At 70.5% G+C, this 18,049-nt stretch carries 10 protein-coding genes; 8 read left to right on the top strand and 2 right to left on the bottom strand.

Annotated elements, in window-relative coordinates; genetic code table 11:
• Positions 1-29: 29 nt before the first annotated feature.
• Positions 30-5,441, bottom strand: a complete 5,412-nt coding sequence (gene pulA, locus O3W51_RS15725) for a pullulanase-type alpha-1,6-glucosidase (protein ID WP_269286251.1) — start codon at positions 5,439-5,441, stop codon at positions 30-32.
• Between the two features lie 340 nt (positions 5,442-5,781).
• Here pulA and O3W51_RS15720 point away from each other — a divergent pair, with 340 nt between their 5' ends.
• The 6 genes from O3W51_RS15720 (at position 5,782) to O3W51_RS15695 (ending at position 12,951) form a co-directional block, all read left to right on the top strand.
• A complete protein-coding gene (locus O3W51_RS15720) occupies positions 5,782-7,071 on the top strand; it encodes an extracellular solute-binding protein (RefSeq protein WP_138353754.1) in 1,290 nt (429 codons plus the stop codon).
• 264 nt (positions 7,072-7,335) lie between these two features.
• Positions 7,336-8,262, top strand: a complete 927-nt coding sequence (locus tag O3W51_RS15715) for a carbohydrate ABC transporter permease (RefSeq protein ID WP_232484786.1) — start codon at positions 7,336-7,338, stop codon at positions 8,260-8,262.
• Between the two features lie 12 nt (positions 8,263-8,274).
• Positions 8,275-9,186, top strand: a complete 912-nt coding sequence (locus O3W51_RS15710; RefSeq protein ID WP_138353756.1) for a sugar ABC transporter permease — start codon at positions 8,275-8,277, stop codon at positions 9,184-9,186.
• Positions 9,187-9,250: 64 nt separating this feature from the next.
• A complete protein-coding gene (locus O3W51_RS15705; RefSeq protein WP_138353757.1) occupies positions 9,251-10,918 on the top strand; it encodes a glycoside hydrolase family 13 protein in 1,668 nt (555 codons plus the stop codon).
• Between the two features lie 34 nt (positions 10,919-10,952).
• On the top strand, positions 10,953-12,044 hold the full coding sequence (locus tag O3W51_RS15700; RefSeq protein ID WP_187144844.1) for a LacI family DNA-binding transcriptional regulator: 1,092 nt from the start codon (positions 10,953-10,955) through the stop codon (positions 12,042-12,044).
• Positions 12,045-12,081: 37 nt separating this feature from the next.
• On the top strand, positions 12,082-12,951 hold the full coding sequence (locus O3W51_RS15695; protein ID WP_164294734.1) for a phosphatase PAP2 family protein: 870 nt from the start codon (positions 12,082-12,084) through the stop codon (positions 12,949-12,951).
• A gap of 59 nt (positions 12,952-13,010) precedes the next feature.
• Here the strand turns inward: O3W51_RS15695 and O3W51_RS15690 are convergent, their stop codons facing one another.
• A complete protein-coding gene (locus tag O3W51_RS15690; RefSeq protein ID WP_138353760.1) occupies positions 13,011-15,974 on the bottom strand; it encodes a bifunctional [glutamine synthetase] adenylyltransferase/[glutamine synthetase]-adenylyl-L-tyrosine phosphorylase in 2,964 nt (987 codons plus the stop codon).
• 380 nt (positions 15,975-16,354) lie between these two features.
• On the opposite strand from O3W51_RS15690, the gene O3W51_RS15685 reads away from it, so the two are divergent.
• Both O3W51_RS15685 and O3W51_RS15680 read left to right on the top strand, forming a co-directional pair.
• Complete coding sequence (locus tag O3W51_RS15685) at positions 16,355-17,239, top strand: alkaline phosphatase family protein (RefSeq protein ID WP_138353813.1); 885 nt, start codon at positions 16,355-16,357, stop codon at positions 17,237-17,239.
• Between the two features lie 20 nt (positions 17,240-17,259).
• A partial coding sequence (locus O3W51_RS15680) for a TolB-like translocation protein (RefSeq protein WP_443048288.1) occupies positions 17,260-18,049 on the top strand: 790 nt, incomplete at its 3' end.

Below are 18,049 nucleotides of genomic sequence, written 5' to 3'. Positions count from 1 at the left end.
AGGCGGGCCCTGTCCGTCGTTCCGCGCGGTTATCGCTTCGTGTAGATCGCGACCGTGCGGGCCGGGATCGTGAAGGTTCCGGTGGTTCTGTCGTAGGTGGCGGTTCTGACGATCGGGTCGGAGCCGGTGGACTGGATCGGGTGGAGGGCGTAGGGGGTGCCGGTGAGGGCGGGGACTCGCTGGGTCCGGGCGGTGGTCGTGGCGTTGAAGACGACGACCAGGTCGCCGAGGCGCATCGTGATGACACCCGGGGTCTCGTCCTGGCCCGACAGCGGGAAGGAGAGCCGGTCCTGGACCTGGGCCGCTGAGGTCAGGGCGAAGGCCGGTTCCGTGGAGCGGATCCTGAGCAGGTCCTGGTAGGCGGCGGAGGCGCCGGTGATCTCGGCGCAGCCGGGGTGCAGCGCGGGTGAGGTGAGCAGCGGCTTGGCGAACGGCCACTTGGACTGGTTGTCGGCGGCCGGCGGGAGGCCGCGGCCGAAGCCGTTGCCGGTGGCGCAGTCCCAGTGGATGGCGTTGAACCAGTCACCGGAGTCGAAGGAGTTGCGGTCCAGGGACTTGGAGCGCAGCAGGTCGCTGCCCGCCTGGTAGAGCGCCGGGCCCTGGGAGAGCATGGCGGTCGATTCGGCGAGCACCTGCATCCTGGCCCGGTCGGCGGCCGTCGTGGCGGCCGGGAGCTTGAAGGCGAGGGCGTCGTACAGCGATTCGTTGTCGTGCGCGTCGACGTAGGCGAGGGCGTCGCCCGGTGCCGCCGCGTATCCGGCGGGCCGGCCGTTGTAGTCGACCTCGGAGCCGTGCACCTGCTTGCCTGCGGAGTCGGTGAAGGTGAACGCGCTCAGGTTGCCGGTGAGCCCGACCTTGATGAGGTCCTGGTAGTGCAGCAGCCGGGTCTTCTGCTCGGCGGTGGTGCCGTTGGCGGTCGAGGAGTTGGGGTCGGTGTAGAGGCCGCTGGCGAAGCCCTGCACGCCGGGGTCGGCGTCGAACGGGCTGCCGCCGCGTACGGCGTCGCGGGCCCGGTCGCTGAAGGTGGCGATGCCGGTGCCGGCCATGTTGGCCTGGGTGGCCTGCTCGAAGCGGGCGTTGTCGGCGACCTCGCCGAAGTTCCAGCCCTCGCCGTACATGATGATCTTCTTGCCGTCGACGCCGTCCTTGGCGAGCGTCAGCGCGTCCAGCGCCTTGCGGACGGCGAGGATGTTCGCCTTCGGGTGGTGGCCCATCAGGTCGAAGCGGAAGCCGTCGACCTTGTACTCCTTCGCCCAGGTGACGAGGGAGTCGACGACCAGCTTGCCCATCATCGCGTTCTCCGGCGCGGTGTTGGAGCAGCAGGTGGAGTTGGCGACCGAGCCGTCCGGCATCAGCCGCTGGTAGTAGCCGGGCACGATCTTGTCGAGGACCGAGGTGTCGGCCTGGCCGGAGGCGGAGGTGTGGTTGTAGACCACGTCCATCACCACCCGCAGCCCCGCGTTGTTCAGGCCCTGCACCATCTGCCGGAACTCGGTGGTGCGGCCGGCGCCGTCCGGGTCGGTGGCGTAGGAGCCCTCGGGGACCGTGTAGTGGTACGGGTCGTAGCCCCAGTTGTAGGCGTCCTTGGCCGCGGCCTTGGCCACGCACTCCTGCTGCTTCTCGGAGTCGGCCGGGAAGGAGGCGAGGTCGCAGTCCGGGACCGCCTGGTCGGCGGTCTTCTCCGGGACGGTCGCGAAGTCGAACGCGGGCAGCAGGTGCACATAGTCCGTGCCGGCCTTCGCCAGCGCGCGCAGATGCGTCATGCCCGCCGAACCGGGAACCGTGAAGGCGGTGTACTTGCCGCGCTGCGCGGCCGGGACGGTGGTGTCCGCGACCGAGAAGTCACGGATGTGCAGCTCCTGGATCTGCGCCTGGGCCAGCGGCACCGCCGCCGGTTTGGCCTGCCGCTGCCAGCCCTTGGGGGCGAGCTTCGGGTCGGCCAGGTCGACGAGGAGGCTGCGGGCGGAGTCGGCGGTCAGGGCGACCGAGTACGGGTCGGTCACCAGGTTGGTGACCAGCTTCTGGACGCTCGGCGCCCAGACGGTGACCGCGTACCGGTACGGCTTGCCCGTCCAGTCGCGGCCGCCGGTCACCGACCAGACGCCGCTGCCGGCGTCGCGCCGCATGGGGACGGTCCTGCCGTCGATCTCCACCGCGACGCTGTGCGCGGTGGGCGCCCAGACCGACAGGGCGGGCCGGCCGTGGTCGAAGACCGGGCCGAGCGCCGCGCGCTGCGCCTTCGCGGCGTACAGGTCGTCGAGCACCCCCTGCGTCTGCACACCGGTGGCGGCGAGCAGCGCCCCGTTCGCGGCGCGCTGGGTGGCGATGAGCTGGCCGGGCAGCGCGGCACCGATCCGGTCCCGGTCGCGTGGGTCGACGGTGAAGGCCGCGTACTCCTTGAGCTGCGGGTACTTCGCCTTCTGGGCGGCGGTCAGGCCGCCGGCGACCGGTGACAGCCGCAGCCAGTGGCCCTCGTCGGACAGGGCGCCGTCCTTGACGGTGATGCCGCCGTCGGGGGCGTAGACGAGCTGCTGGCTGGCGGAGGCGCTCGCGTCGGTGTGCCAGGCGACGGTGTCGCGGTCGATCCACTGCGCCTGCGCCTTGCTCAGGTCGAGGTCTCCGCCCGTGCCCTTGGGCTGCGGGAGCAGGTACTTCTGCGTGCCGGCCAACAGCCACACCTCATGCCCGCTGGAGGCGAGGTCCAGGGACTGGTCGGAGGGCAGGTCCTTGGCGTCGCCGTTGTGAAGGATGTAGCTCAGCGAGGTGGCACCCGGGGCGAGCGGCACCTCGTACACGGCACCATAGGCGTCGATCCGGGTCGGCTGGAGCGGCTTGGTCCAGTCGGTGGGCGTGGCGGCGCCGGTCCAGGTGTGCAGGCCCCAGTGGGCGTAGTCGCCGTCGGCGCGCTGGTAGTGCAGGACGGCCTTGGTGGTGTCCTGCGGCGGGTAGGCGCCCGTGGGCGGCGCGTTCAGCACCTCGGTGCTGCCCTGCTTGATCCACACCTCGCCGGTCTTCGTGAGGTCGACGGACCGGTCCGCGTCGGTGTCCTTGACGCCGTTCTTGTCGACGGCGATGAAGCCGACGCTGGACGCGCCCGGCTTGAGCTTGACGTAGGCGAAGGCGCCGTAGGCGTCGCGCCCGGAGAAGGGCTTGCCGCCCGGCCAGGTGGTGCCCTCGCCGTCGGCGATGTCGCCCCAGGTGTACAGGCCCCAGTCGGTGTAGTCGCCGTCGGTGCGCTGGTAGTGCACGACCGCGTAGTCGCGGGAGACGGCGCTGGGCGGCGTCGGCCGGACCGGTGCGCCGCTGGTGGTGGCGGCGGTCGCGCTGCTGATGTGGCCTGCGGAGTCGGTGACCACCGCCTTGTAGCGCAGGGCGGTCCCGGCGGGGACGGCCGCGTCGAGCGCCTTGGTGACGGTGTAGGGCGCGTGGTCGGCGGAGCCGAGCACCTGCCACTTGGCGTTGCCGACCTGGGCGGCGAAGACCACCCGGTCGAGCTGCCCGCCGGTCACGCCGGCGGAGATCTCTACGGTGCCGGTCGCGCCGGCGGCGGGGGCCCGCAGCGCGATCGACGGCCGGGTGGCCGGGGCGCCGAGTGGCTTGTCCGCCTTGTAGACGACGGTGGACAGCGCGGGGACGGTCACGGTGACCTTGCTGTCGCCGCCGCTGTGCAGGGTGCCGGTGGCGCCGTAGAGCGCGCGGAGGTCCGCCCCGGCCGCGCCGGTCGGCACCGCCACGGTCTTCGCCTCGGCCGCGTTGTTCACCGCGACCAGGTACTCGGTCCGCGCCTTCGGGTCCGTACGGGAGTACGCGTACACGCCCGCGCCGTCGGCCGCGTACCGCTCGGTCTGCACGCCGTCGCGCAGCGCCGGGTTCTCCTTGGTCAGCTTCGAGAGCGCGGCGATCGTCCGGTACAGCGGCGCCGCGGTGTCGTAGGCGTCGCTGGCGTGGGTGCGGTCGGTGCCCAGCTCGTCGTCGTCGAGGTAGTCGGCGACCTGGGAGGCGAACATGGTCTGCCGGGCGTCCTTGTCGCCGCCGGCCCCGGTGAAGCCCTGCTCGTCGCCGTAGTAGACGACGGGGTTGCCGCGGCTGAGGAACATCAGCTCGTTGGCGAGCTGGTCCCGCCGCACCAGCTCCGCGTCGGTGGCGCCGGGGTTGTCCTGCTTCAGGAACGTCCCGATCCGGCCCATGTCGTGGTTGCCGAGGAACGTCACCGACTCGTAGGCGTTGGCCTTGTCGGTGGTGTACCGGTAGTCCTGCGCGAACAGGCCGGACAGCTTGGCCGCGGAGCCGCCCTGGGAGGCGTAGGAGCGGGCGGCGTCCTGGAACGGGAAGTCCAGGGTCGCGTCGAGCCGGCCCTGGGTGACGTAGGGCGAGGTGATCGCCGTGTCGGCGGAGTAGACCTCGCCGAACATGAAGAAGTTCTTCCGGCCGTGCTGGGCGGCGTACGTGTCCAGCACGGTGGCCCACTGGGTCCAGAACGGCAGGTCGACGTGTTTGACGGTGTCGATCCGGAAGCCGTCGATCGCGAAGTCCTTGACCCACTTCTCGTAGATCTTCGCCATGCCCTGGACGACCTCGGGACGTTCGGTCCACAGGTCGTCGAGGCCGGAGAAGTCGCCCTGGTCGGTGCTCTCCCCGGCGTAGGTGGAGTCGCCACGGTTGTGGTACATCGCCGGGTCGTTGAGCCAGGCCGGCACCTTGAGGTTCTTCTTCTCCGGCGCCACGACGGGGGTCCGCGGGAAGGAGTCGGCGTCGACCGCCGGGAAGTCCTTGCCCGCTGCGGCCGTGGCGTGGTCGGAGTCGTCGAAGGGCGTGCCGTCCTTGCTCAGGTACGGGAACGCGCCCTTGGAGAGGTAGGAGTACGCCTTCTCCTTGTAGTCCACGACGTCGGCGGTGTGGTTGGTGATGACATCGAAGAAGATCTTCATGCCCTTGGCGTGGGCGGCGGCGATGAGCTTCTTCAGGTCGTCGTTGGTCCCGAAGTGCGGGTCGACCTGGGTGAAGTCGGTGATCCAGTAGCCGTGGTAGCCGGCCGACGCGTCCTTACCGGTGCCCTGCACGGGCTGGTTCTTGAAGATCGGCGCCATCCAGATGGCGGTGGTGCCGAGCCCCTTGATGTAGTCGAGCTTCCCGGTCAGGCCCTTGAGGTCGCCGCCCTGGTAGAAGCCCTTGTCGGTGGGGTCGTAGCCGGTGACCAGCCGGGAGCCGGTGAGCCCGCCGGTGTCGTTGCGGGTGTCGCCGTTGGCGAAGCGGTCCGGCAGGACGAAGTAGAACTGCTCACGCGTGAGGTCGTGGCGGGCCGGCTGGGCGGCGAGCGCCGCGTCGGACGGCGGGGCGGGTGGCGCGGCGGCCAGGGCGGGCACGGCGGCCGGCACGGTGGCCAGCAGCAGCGCCGACACCACCGTCGCTGCCACACGTCGTATGCGTGCGGGTACGGACACGGGCGGGTCTCCTCGATACGGAAAGCTCGTGCCGGGGCACTACGCGCCGAGTCCCGCGGCCGCCCGGCAGCACCGCCGGGCGCTGCGGACGCTATCGCTGCCCGCTCCTTGCAGCAAGACCTTGCAACGGACTTCTTCAGGCCCTGGGCCTGCACCGGACATCCGCAGGTAACGGGGATGTCACATTCGGCAGACCCTGCGGAAACTTTCTTGCAGGCTCTTTCGCAAGGTCTTACATCGCTGTTACGTTCCTGCCCAGCCCGAGCAGCCGCACAGCACAAGCGGCGCGCATCACCCACTCCAGGGTGAACCGGGTTTTACCCTCACCAAGGAGACAGGTATGCGACGCGGCATATCCGCCGTGGCGATGGCCGCGGCCATCGTTCTCGGAGCCACCGCCTGTGGCGGCAGCAGCGACAACAAGAGCACCGGGGACGCGGCGAAGGACCCGGCCGGAGTTTCCGGGGACATCACGTACTGGGACACCTCGGACGCCACCAACGAGGCGCCTGTCTACCAGAGCCTGATCAAGGACTTCATGGCGAAGTACCCGAAGATCAAGGTCAAGTACGTCAACGTCCCGTTCTCCGACGTGGAGAACAAGTTCAAGACGGCGGCGCAGAGCGGCAAGGGCGCCCCCGACGTGGTCCGGGCCGATGTCGGCCTGATCCCGGAGTACGCCTCCAACCACTACATCGCCCCGCTGGACGGCACCGCCGCCCTCAAGGACACCGGCGACTTCACGCAGGGCCCGCTCAACACCACCAAGTACGAGGGCAAGACCTACGGGGTCCCGTCGGTCACCGACACCCTGGGCCTGCTGTACAACAAGGAGCTCTTCGCCAAGGCCGGCATCACCAAGCCGCCGACCACGTGGGACGAGTTCATCTCCGTCTCGAAGACGATCAAGGACAAGACCGGGGTCACCGGCACCTACGTCAACCCGGACACGTACTTCCTGATGCCGCTGCTCTTCGGCGAGGGCACCGACCTCGCCGACGCGGCCGCCAAGAAGATCACGATCAACTCGCCGGAGGCCGTCAAGGCGGTCACCAAGGCCAAGGAGATCTACGACACCTCCTCGGCGAAGGTCGACTTCGCCAGCGCCTACGACAACATGCAGACCTCGTTCAAGAACGGCAAGGTCGCCATGCTGATCCAGGGCCCCTGGTCGGTCAGTGACGACATCAGCGGCTCGGCCTTCAAGGGCAAGGAGTCGAACCTCGGCTACGCCCCGGTCCCGGCCGGCTCCACCGGCAAGCCGCAGGCGCCGACCGGCGGTCACGACCTCGCGGTCTACCAGGGTTCCAAGAACCTGGACGCCAGCTACCTGTTCACCGAGTTCATGACCTCCTCGGCCAGCCAGGTCACGATCGCGACCAAGACCGGCACCCTGCCGACCCGCACCTCGGCCTACACCCCCGCGGTGACCGCCGACCCGAAGATCGCCGGCTTCAAGAGCATCATGGACACCGCCCGCCCGCGGGTGGCACTCGCCCAGGTCGGCAGCCTCTTCACCCCGCTCCAGCAGCAGTACGTGAAGATCCTGCAGGGCCAGGTCTCGGTCCAGGCCGGACTGGACGCGGCGGCCTCCGAGTTCGCCACGCTCCTGCCGGGCTTCACCAAGTAGCCCAGCGGCACCAGACTCCGGTCCGGTCGGCCGGGGCCCCTGTCCTCCTCCTGGGAGGGCCGGGGCCCACGCGCCCGGCCGTCCGGGCCGGGCCGGACGCGCGGCCCCGGGGAACGAGCCACCCCGCCCGCCCCGTTCCGAGGGGCGCTCCGGGGCCGCGACACCACTCGCACCATCATCCGTAATCGTGGAAAGAGCCGATGAGTGATGACCACCGCAACCATTGACAGGCAATCGCGCGGCACGGCCCCGCGCGCCGGCCTCATGACGTCTTTCAAGCGGTCGTGGGACAAGCACTGGTACGCCTGGGCCATGGTCGCCCCGGTGGTCATCGTGATCGGCGTCCTGGTGCTGTACCCGCTGGGTTACGGCGCCTATCTGTCGTTCACCAACGCCAACGAGATGACGGTCGCCAAGAACATCGGCCCCGTCCACATCCCGGCGTCGTACGACATCGTGGGCTTCGACAACTACTGGAAGATCATCTCCGGCCAGGACGGTGACTTCTACCCCCGGCTCATCTGGACCGTCACCTGGACGGTGACCTGCGTCGCCTTCACCTACGCCATCGGCATGGGGATGGCGCTGCTGCTCAACCGCCCGGTGCGGTTCCGGCTCTTCTACCGGCTGTCACTGATCCTGCCGTGGGCCATCCCGGCCTTCGTCAGCGTCTTCGCCTGGCGGCTGATGCTCAACTCGCAGTACGGCGTGTTCAACTCGATGATCACGCAGGTCGGACTGCCGGCCCAGGACTGGCTGGGCACCCCCTTCGCCCAGAAGGTCGCCGTCATCATGGTCAACGTCTGGGCGGGCGTACCCTTCATGATGGTCGCCCTGCTCGGCGGCATGCAGTCGGTTCCCCAGGAGCTCTACGAGGCCGCCGAGATGGACGGCGCCTCCCCCTGGCAGCGGTTCCTGAACATCACGCTGCCGGGCCTGCGCCCGGTCAGCAACACCGTGATCCTGCTCGGGGTGATCTGGACCTTCAACATGTTCCCGATCATCTTCCTGCTGCTGGGCCAGAACAACAGCGGGGACACCGACATCCTCGTGACCTACGCCTACCGCAAGGCGTTCACCGGGGTGTCCGACTACTCCGGGGCCGCGTCGTACGGCATGGTCATCCTCGCCATCCTGCTGGTCTTCTCCACCTTCTACCGCCGCTACCAGGCCAAGACCGAGCAGGCGTAAGGAGCCATGACGATGAGTGCAACAGCCCACACCGGCACCACGGGAAGCGCCGACCCGGCCCGCTCCGCCGCGAAGCCCGCCCGCCGTCCGGGCCGCCAGCGCGGCGAACGCGGCCGCGGCGCCTCGGTCGCCCTGCACACCACGCTCATGGTCGCCAGCGCGATCGCCATCTTCCCGGCGCTGTGGATCGCGTTCATCTCCTTCGGCCCGAAGAACGCGTGGACGGACCCGGGCGGCGTCCTCGACCACCTGAGCCTGCAGAACTACCGGAACATCCTGCACACCAACTTCCCGAAGTGGTTCCTCAACTCGGTGATCGTCGCGGCCGCGACGACCGTGCTGGGCGTCATGCTGTCGGCGAGCGCCGGCTACGCCATCTCGCGGATGAAGTTCCCCGGCCACAAGCAGCTGATGTGGACCTTCCTGACGACGCAGATGTTCCCGATGGCCGTGCTGATCGTGCCGCTGTACAACCTGCTCGGCACCCTCGGCCTCCTCGACAGCTACCTCGGTCTGATCGTCACCTACTGCACGATCTCGGTGCCGTTCTGCGCCTGGATGCTCAAGGGGTACTTCGACACCATCCCGCACGAGATCGACGAGGCGGGCCGGATCGACGGGCTCACCCCGTTCGGCACGTTCTGGCGGCTGATCCTGCCGCTGGCCCGGCCGGGACTGGCCGTCACCGCCTTCTACAGCTTCCTGACCGCCTGGGGCGAGGTCGCCTACGCGAGCCAGTTCATGAGCACCAACGAGAACTTCACGCTGGCGGCCGGCATCCGCACCCTCGCCACCGACCAGCGCGCGGACTGGGGTTCGCTGACCGCCGCCGCGGTGATCATCGCCATCCCGGCCGCCCTCGTCTTCTTCCTGGTCCAGCGCCACCTGGTCTCCGGCCTCACCGCCGGCGCCGCCAAGTCCTGATCCGTCCAGCGGCAACGCGCACACCCACGCCACCTGTCGTTCCCCGCACACATCAAGGGAATCCATGAGCCAGCACCTCACCGACGCGCCCCGCTCCGCCGCCGACAACGCCGCCGACGCCGGGCGCAGAGACTGGTGGCGTGACGCGGTGATCTACCAGGTCTACCCGCGCAGCTTCGCCGACGGCAACGGCGACGGGATGGGCGACCTGCCCGGGATCACCGCCCGGCTGCCCTACCTCCGGTCGCTCGGGGTGGACGCCGTGTGGCTGTCGCCGTTCTACGCCTCCCCGCAGGCCGACGGCGGCTACGACGTGGCGGACTACCGAGCCGTCGACCCGATGTTCGGCACCCTGACGGACGCCGACGACCTGGTGCGGGCCGCCCACGCGCTGGATCTGCGGGTCATCGTGGACGTGGTCCCCAACCACTGCTCCGACCAGCACGAGTGGTTCAAGCAGGCGCTGCGCGAGGGCCCCGGTTCGCCGATCCGCGAGCGCTTCCACTTCCGCCCCGGCAAGGGTGCCAGTGGTGAACTCCCGCCAAACGACTGGGAGTCCATTTTCGGCGGACCGGCCTGGACGCGGACCGTAAACGCTGACGGCGCCCCCGGCGACTGGTACCTGCACCTGTTCGCCCCCGAGCAGCCGGACTTCAACTGGGACCACCCGGCCGTGCACGACGAGTTCCGCTCGATCCTGCGGTTCTGGCTGGACCTGGGCATCGACGGCTTCCGGATCGACGTCGCCCACGGCATGGTCAAGGCCGCGGGCCTGCCCGACATCGGCTCCCACGAGCAGCTGAAGCTGCTGGGCACCGCGTCGATGCCGTACTTCGACCAGGACGGCGTGCACGAGATCTACCGCAGCTGGCGCAAGATCCTGGACGAGTACGCGGGCGACCGGATCGCCGTCGCCGAGGCGTGGACGCCGACGGTCGAGCGCAGCGCCCTGTACCTGCGCCCCGACGAGCTGCACCAGGCGTTCAACTTCGAGTACCTGACGTCCGGTTGGGACGCCGCCGCGCTGCGCCGGGTCATCGACACCTCGCTGGCCGCGATGGGTTCGGTCGGCGCGCCCGCCACCTGGGTGCTGTCCAACCACGACGTGGTGCGGCACTCCACCCGCTTCGCCGACGGCGACCAGGCGCTCGGTCTGCGCCGGGCGCGGGCCGCGACCCTGCTGATGCTGGCGCTGCCCGGCTCCGCCTACCTGTACCAAGGCGAGGAGCTGGGCCTGCCCGAGGTCACCGACCTGCCGGACGAGGTGCGCCAGGACCCGGCGTTCTTCCGCAACGCCGGCCAGGACGGGACCCGTGACGGCTGCCGCGTACCGCTGCCGTGGTCGGGCACGACGGCGCCGTACGGCTTCGGCCCGGTCGAGGGCGGCCCCAGCTGGCTGCCGCAGCCCGACGCCTGGGCCGGCCTCAGCGTCGAGGCCCAGGAGGGCGACCCCGCCTCGACGCTGGAGTTCTACCGCGAGGCGCTGGCCGTCCGCCGCGAACACCCCGCCCTGGGCGCGGGTTCCGAGGTGACCTGGCTGGCGGCGCCGTCGGGTGTGCTGGCGTTCCGCCGGGACAGCGCCGAGGGTTCGTTCGTCTGCACCGCGAACGTCGGCGGAACCCCCGTCACGATCCCGGCGCCCGGCCGCGCGCTGCTCGCCGGAGCCGGTTTCACCGCGGACGGAGCGAACGCCGTCATCCCCGCGGACACCACGATTTGGTGGGCGATCTGACGTGGCTGCCATCCGTCCCCTAGCATCCGGTGCTGTGACCGCAAGGCTTGCTGACATCGCAACCCAGGCGGGTGTCAGCGAAGCAACGGTCAGCCGGGTCCTCAACGGCAAGCCCGGCGTATCCGCCACCACCCGTGAATCCGTGCTGGCCGCACTCGATCTGCTCGGCTACGAACGGCCGGTCCGGCTGCGGCAGCGCAGCGCGGGTCTGATCGGTCTGATCACCCCGGAGCTGGAGAACCCGATCTTTCCGGCGTTCGCACAGGTGATCGGTCAGGCGCTGACCCGCGACGGATACACCCCGCTGCTGGCCACCCAGACGCCGGGCGGCTCGACCGAGGACGAGCTGGTCGAGATGCTCGTGGAACGCGGCGTCGCCGGGATCATCTTCGTCTCCGGTCTGCACGCCGACTCCACCGCCGACACCGAGCGGTACGCCAGGCTGCACGGCCAGGGTGTGCCGTTCGTGCTGATCAACGGCTTCTCGGACAGGATCAAGGCGCCGTTCGTGTCCCCGGACGACCGGGGCGCGATGCGGCTGGCCGTCACCCATTTGGCGGCACTCGGACATGAGAAAATCGGACTGGCGGTCGGACCGAAGCGTTTCGTGCCGGTACTCCGCAAGATCCAGGGCTTCATCAGCAGCATGGAGGACGTGCTGGGCCTGACCGCCGAGCAGTCCGAACAACTGATCCAACACTCGCTGTACACGCTGGAGGGCGGCCAGGCGGCCGCGACGGCGCTCATCGCGTCCGGCTGCACCGCGATCGTCTGTGCGTCCGACATGATGGCACTGGGCGCCATCCGGGCCGCCCGGCAGCAGGGCCTGTCGGTGCCCGGAGACGTCTCCGTCGTGGGTTTCGACGATTCCCCGCTCATCGCCTTCACCGATCCGCCGCTCACCACCATCCGGCAGCCGGTGGCCGCCATGGGGCAGGCGGCGGTGCGGGCGCTGCTGGAGGAGATCGGCGGCACCCCTGCCCCGCACAGCGAATTCGTCTTCCTCCCGGAGCTGGTCGTACGCGGTTCGACGGCCGCGGTGCCCAGCAGCCAGGCACCGCCGCTGCTGGTCCAGCAGTCGGCCGGAAGGCATACATCGAATGCACAGGATCCGACCGGCGTCTGATCTGCGAGCTCGCGTGGGTCTGGCAGACTATTCCTCCATGGGGGAACCGACCGCGAAGATCCTGGCTGGCCGTACGGCCGCCCCGCCGCGCTCCATCGGTTCCGCTGATTCCGATGGAGCGCCGAGCGAGGGCCCTACGGCACCCCGCCATACCCTCGTGTCGAGGCTCCGCACCCCCCGCCGACCGCGTCTGTGGTTCGAGATCGCACTGATCGCGGTCAGTTACTGGGTGTATTCGCTCGTCCGGAACGCCGTCCCCGAGCAGCAGTCGGCGGCGATGCGGCACGCGAACTGGATCTGGAAGGTGGAGAACCACCTCGGGCTGGCCGTCGAACACAGCGTCAACCACGCCGTGAACTCGGTGACATGGCTCATCGTAGGGATGAACTACTACTACGCGACGCTGCACTTCATCATCACCATCGGCGTCCTGGTGTGGCTCTACCGCAAGCATCCGGGCCGCTACGGCCCGGCCCGCACGGTCCTCTTCATCACCACGGGTATCGCGCTGGTCGGCTTCTACTTCTATCCGCTCGCCCCACCCCGGCTGATGCACGGCATCGACTTCATCGACACGGTCAAGGCGCACCACACCTGGGGCTCGATGGCCTCCGGCGACCTGGCTCACGTGTCGAACCAGTACGCCGCGATGCCGTCCATGCACATCGGCTGGTCGCTGTGGTGCGGCATCACCGTCGCGATGCTCGCCCGGCCGCTGTGGGTGAGGGTGCTGGGCATGCTCTATCCGCTGGCGACCCTGGTCGTGATCATCTCGACGGCCAACCACTTCTGGCTCGACGCCATAGGGGGCGCCGTGTGCCTGGGCGCCGGCTTCGCGCTGGTCTACGCGGTCTACGGCCGCTTCGTCTACCACCTGCCCCGCTACCCGGCGACCGCCCGCCGCTGAGCTGTTTCCGCTGAGCCTGTTTCCGCGGCCGGCCGTCACACCTCGTAAGCCTCGTACCGTCACGCCTCGTACTCGTAGAAGAGCCGCTCGACGACCGCGCGGGCCCGCCGGGTCGTCCGGCGGTACTCCTCGACCATGTCGCCGACGTGGCCGGCCGAGTAGCCGAGGTAGCGGCCCACGGCGGCGAGCTCCCGGCCGTCGCCGGGGAACGTGTCCCCCGGGCGGCCGCGGACCAGCATCACCGCGTTGCGGACCCGGGTGGCCAGCACCCATGCCTCGTCGAGGACGGCCGCGTCGTCGGCGCCGACCAGACCGGCGGCGCGCAGGGCCTCGAGCGCCCGGCGGGTACGGGTGGTGCGCAGTTCCTTCCGCCGCCCGCCGTGCTGCATCTGCAGCAGCTGGACGGTCCACTCGACGTCGGAGAGCCCGCCGCGGCCGAGCTTGGCGTGCGTGGTGGGGTCGGCGCCGCGCGGCATCCGCTCGGACTCCATCCGGGCCTTGAGCCGCCGGATCTCGCGCACCGCGTCCTCGTCGAGCCCGTCCGCGGGGTACCGCAGCGGGTCGATCAGCTCGATGAAGCGTTCTCCGAGCCCCTGGTCCCCTGCCATGGGGTCGGCGCGCAGCAGCGCCTGGCTCTCCCAGCCCAGCGACCAGCGCCGGTAGTAGGCGGCGTACGAGCCGAGCGACCGCACCAGCGGGCCGCTCTTGCCCTCCGGGCGCAGATCCGCGTCCATGATCAGCGGCGGGTCGGCGGTGGGGATCTGCAGCAGCCGGCGCAGCTCGTTGGCGATCTTGAGGGCCTGTCCGGCGGCCCGGCCCTCCTCCGCGCCGTCGAGCGGTTCATGGACGAACATCACGTCGGCGTCCGAGCCGTACCCCTGTTCGCGCCCGCCGAAGCGGCCCATGCCGATGACGGCGAAGCGGGTCGCCAGGGGCCCGTCCGCCGCCTCGACGGCGTTCACGGCCGCCCGCAGGGCGCCCACGACAGTGGTGGCGTTGATGTCGGTGACGGCGGTGCCCACCTGGTCCACGTCCAGCTCGCCGATGACATCGGCCGCCGCCGTCCGGAACAGCTCGCGGCGCCGGACGCCGCGGACCGCGGTGACCGCCTGTTCGGGGGTTTCGGCGCGGCCGACCGCGGCCAGCACCTCCTGTTCGAGCGCCACCGCGGACCGCGGCCGCAGGCCCTCGGGGGCGCCGAGCAGGGCGACCGCCTCCGGGGCTCGCATCAGCAGGTCGGGGGCGAGCCGGCCGGAGGAGAGCACCCGGGCGAGATGCTCGGCGGCGGCGCCCTCGTCCCGCAGCAGCCGCAGGTACCAGGGGGTCTTGCCGAGCGCGTCGGAGACCTTGCGGAAGCCGAAGAGCCCGGCGTCCGGGTCGGCGGAGTCCCCGAACCAGCCGAGCAGGACCGGCAGCAGGGTGCGCTGGATGGCGGCCTTGCGGCTGACGCCGCTGGCCAGCGCCTCCAGATGACGGTAGGCCGCGGCCGGATCGGCGTACCCCAGCGCCTGCAGACGCTGCATCGCGGCGTTGTTGCTGAGCCGGGTCTCGACCGGTTCGAGCTGGGCGACCGCGTCGAGCAGCGGCCGGTAGAAGAGCTTCTCGTGCAGCCGGCGCACCTCGACGGCGTGCCGCTTCCACTCCCGGTTCAGCTCGGCGACGGGGTTGGCGCGAAAGCCCAGCGACCGGCCCAGGCGGCGCTGCCCGGCCTCGTCGTCCGGCACCAGATGGGTACGGCGCAGCCGGTACAGCTGGATGCGGTGCTCCATCAGCCGCAGGAAGCGGTAGGCGGCATCGAGCGAGGCGGCGTCCGCGCGGCCGACGTAACCACCGGCGGCGAGTTGGGCGAGCGCGGTGAGGGTGGTGCCGCTGCGCAGTGAGGAATCGGTTCTGCCGTGCACCAACTGCAGGAGCTGGACGGCGAACTCGACATCGCGCAGCCCGCCGGGACCGAGCTTCAGCTCCCGCTCGACGTGTGCGGCGGGGATGCCCTCCACGACGCGGCGGCGCATCTGCTGGACGTCGGTGACGAAGTGGTCGCGGTCGGCGGCCTGCCACACCATCGGCGAGAGCGCCTCGACGTACGCCAGGCCCAGGTCACGGTCGCCCGCCATCGGCCGGGCCTTGAGCAGCGCCTGGAACTCCCAGGTCTTTGCCCACCGCTTGTAGTACGCGACATGGCTGGAAAGCGTGCGTACCAGCGGGCCGTTCTTGCCTTCCGGCCGCAGGTTGGCGTCGACCGGCCAGATGGTGCCCTCTGCGGTGGTGTCGGAGCAGACCCGCATCATCCGGGCGGCCAGCCGCGTCGCGGCCCGCATCGCCCCGGCCTCCTCGGCGCCGTCGGCCGGTTCCGCCACGAAGATCACGTCGACGTCCGAGACGTAGTTCAGTTCATGGCCGCCGCACTTGCCCATGCCGATCACCGCGAGCCGGCACAGCGCCGCGTCCTCCGGTGCCTCGGCGGCGGCGATGGAGAGGGCCGCGCGCACGGTCGCGGTGGCCAGGTCGGCCAGCTCCGCGGCCGTCTGCACCAGGTCACTGGTGCCGCACACATCGCGGGCGGCGATCGCCAGCATGCAGCGGCGGTAGGCGGCGCGCAGCAGGTCGGGGTCGGTGGCGGAGGCCAGCCCGCGTTCGAACTCGGCGACGCCGGGGTGCAGGTCGGCGGACTCGTACGTCACCAGCGCGTGCCAGTCGCGCGGGTGCCGGGCGAGGTGGTCGCCGAGCGCCTCGGAGGCGCCGAGCACCCCGAGCAGCCGGTCGCGCAGCGGCTTGGCGCTGGTCAGGGTGTCGAGCAGGGTCCGCCGCTCGCCCTCGTCCAGCACCTCCACCAGCCGGACCAGGCCCAGCAGCGCCTGATCGGGGTCCGCCGTCGCGCCGAGCGCGTCCAGGAGCACCGGATCGGTCCGTACCGCGGTCAGCCCCGCGGCCTCCACCAGCACCTCGGCCGCCGCCGGATCGGTGAACCCGTGGCGCAGCAGCCGGGAGAACGTGCTGCTCCGGCGCCCCTGCGGCAGCGACATCTCGCCTCCGGTACGTCATGCCTGCGATCAAGGTCCCAGCTGAGCGTAACCGCCCGGCCGCCGACCTGGAACGGCGTGCTCCGGACGGTTCCCGCGCCGTTCCGTGACGGCGGAGCCGGTCCGGACGGCCGGCGGCACGGTCCGGAGAGAGGACGCTGCCGGTCCGGACGGCCGGCGGCACGGTCCGGGGAGACAGCGCTGCCGGTCCGGGGAGACGGCGCTGCCCCTGCGGGCGGCGGGCAGCGCCCGTCCCGGTGGGCCCGCACCGTTCGTTTCCCGGCCATTCACGTCTGCGGATCTTCTCAGTTCCGCCGGCCGCTCCTACGCTGACAGCGCTCCGCGCCCCCATACCCCCCCACCGGAGGTAAGCCGTGCCCGGCTTGTCGATATCCGTTCCGCGTCGCCCCCTCACCGCCCTCGCCGCCGCCCTCGGGCTGGCCGGCGCGTCCGTCGGCCTGTGGGCCGGCCTCGGCGGCGCGTCCACCGCGCACGCGGCGGCCGCCGTCCCCACTCCTGACCACGTGATCGTCGTGATGATGGAGAACCACGCGTACAACCAGGTGATCGGCAGCTCCAGCGCCCCCTACATCAACTCGCTGAAGACCGGCGGCGCGAACCTCACCGCCTCGTACGGCGTCACGCACCCGAGCCAGCCGAACTACTACCAGGTGTTCTCCGGCAGCAACCAGGGCGTGACCGGCGACAGCTGCGTCACCCCCGGCTTCAGCTCCGCGCCCAACCTCGCCTCCGAGCTGATCGCCGCGGGCAAGACCTGGGGCAGCTACAACGAGACGCTCCCCAGCCAGGGCTCCACCACCTGCAGCAGCGGCAAGTACGCGCAGAAGCACAACCCCTGGTTCGGCTTCAGCAACGTGCCGACCTCCAGCGCCAAGACGTTCGCGCAGTTCCCTTCGGACTACACGACGCTGCCGCAGGTCTCGTTCGTCGTGCCGAACCTGTGCAGCGACATGCACGACTGCTCCGTCGGCACCGGTGACACCTGGATCAAGAACAATCTCGGTGCTTACGCCACGTGGGCCAAGACCCACAACAGCCTGCTGATCGTCACCTTCGACGAGGACAACCGGCTGGCCGGCAACCGCATCCCCACCGTCCTCTACGGACAGCGCGTCACCCCGGGCAGCACCTCGTCGACGACGTACAACCACTACAATCTGCTGCGCACCCTCGAGGACATGTTCGGCACCTCGCACGCGGGGAACGCCGCCTCCGCCACCGACATCACCGGCATCTGGACCAGCTGACCGTGAGCGGAGCCGGCGCCATGACCACCCGGAACCGGCTGCTGATCCTCGTCGCGGCGGCCGCCGTGCTCGCCTGTGTGGCGGGCGCGGCGGTCTGGCACGCCTCCGACCGGGCCGCCCGCAGGAACACCGAGCAGGCCGGCGGCCCGCCGGTCGTCCAGGGCGCGGTGTCGCTGGCCCCGGCCGGGCCCCGGCTCATGGTCTTCCGCAACATGGCCTGGGGTCCGCACCGCGATGAACTCGCCACCGTGCCCGCCGCCTCGCCCGGGGCGACCCGTACCGCCTCGGGCGTCCGCTGTCTGCGCTTCCACGCCGCCGCGGGCACCGGCATCTGTCTGCAGTCCGTGCACGGCACCGTTCAGGACACCTACCGCGCGGTCGTCCTCGACTCCCACCTCAAGGAGACCCGGCACTACCCGCTGAACGGGATCCCGACCCGCGCCCGGGTATCGCCCAGCGGCCACCTCGCCGCCTGGACGGTCTTCGTCGGCGGCGACTCGTACGCGGGCACCGACTTCTCCACCCGCACCTCGATCCTCGACGTCAGGACCGGCAGGCTCGACGCCAGCCTGGAGGACTTCACGATCCTCAAGGACGGCCACCGCTACCGCGCCACCGACGTGAACTTCTGGGGCGTCACCTTCGCCGACGACGGGCACTTCTACGCGACGCTCGCCACCGGCGGCAGGACGTACCTCATCCGCGGTGACATCGCGGCCCGCACCGTGACGACGCTGCGCCCGAACGTGGAGTGCCCGTCGCTCTCGCCCGACGGCACCCGTCTGGTCTTCAAGAAGCGCGTCCCGGGCC

The sequence above is a fragment of the Streptomyces sp. H39-C1 genome, from assembly GCF_027158125.1.
Classification (GTDB): domain Bacteria; phylum Actinomycetota; class Actinomycetes; order Streptomycetales; family Streptomycetaceae; genus Actinacidiphila; species Actinacidiphila fildesensis.
The sequence above is the reverse complement of the archived record's forward strand: the minus strand, read 5'-3'. Positions and strand labels throughout refer to the sequence as shown.

What these genes read in the sequence shown, in the direction of transcription:
- O3W51_RS15710 (WP_138353756.1), top strand. Translation starts at nt 8,275, where the DNA reads ATGAGTGCAACAGCCCACACCGGCACCACGGGAAGCGCCGACCCGGCC.
- O3W51_RS15695 (WP_164294734.1), top strand. Translation starts at nt 12,082, where the DNA reads ATGGGGGAACCGACCGCGAAGATCCTGGCTGGCCGTACGGCCGCCCCG.
- O3W51_RS15715 (WP_232484786.1), top strand. Translation starts at nt 7,336, where the DNA reads ATGACGTCTTTCAAGCGGTCGTGGGACAAGCACTGGTACGCCTGGGCC.
- O3W51_RS15690 (WP_138353760.1), bottom strand. Translation starts at nt 15,974, where the DNA reads ATGTCGCTGCCGCAGGGGCGCCGGAGCAGCACGTTCTCCCGGCTGCTG.
- O3W51_RS15705 (WP_138353757.1), top strand. Translation starts at nt 9,251, where the DNA reads ATGAGCCAGCACCTCACCGACGCGCCCCGCTCCGCCGCCGACAACGCC.
- O3W51_RS15720 (WP_138353754.1), top strand. Translation starts at nt 5,782, where the DNA reads ATGCGACGCGGCATATCCGCCGTGGCGATGGCCGCGGCCATCGTTCTC.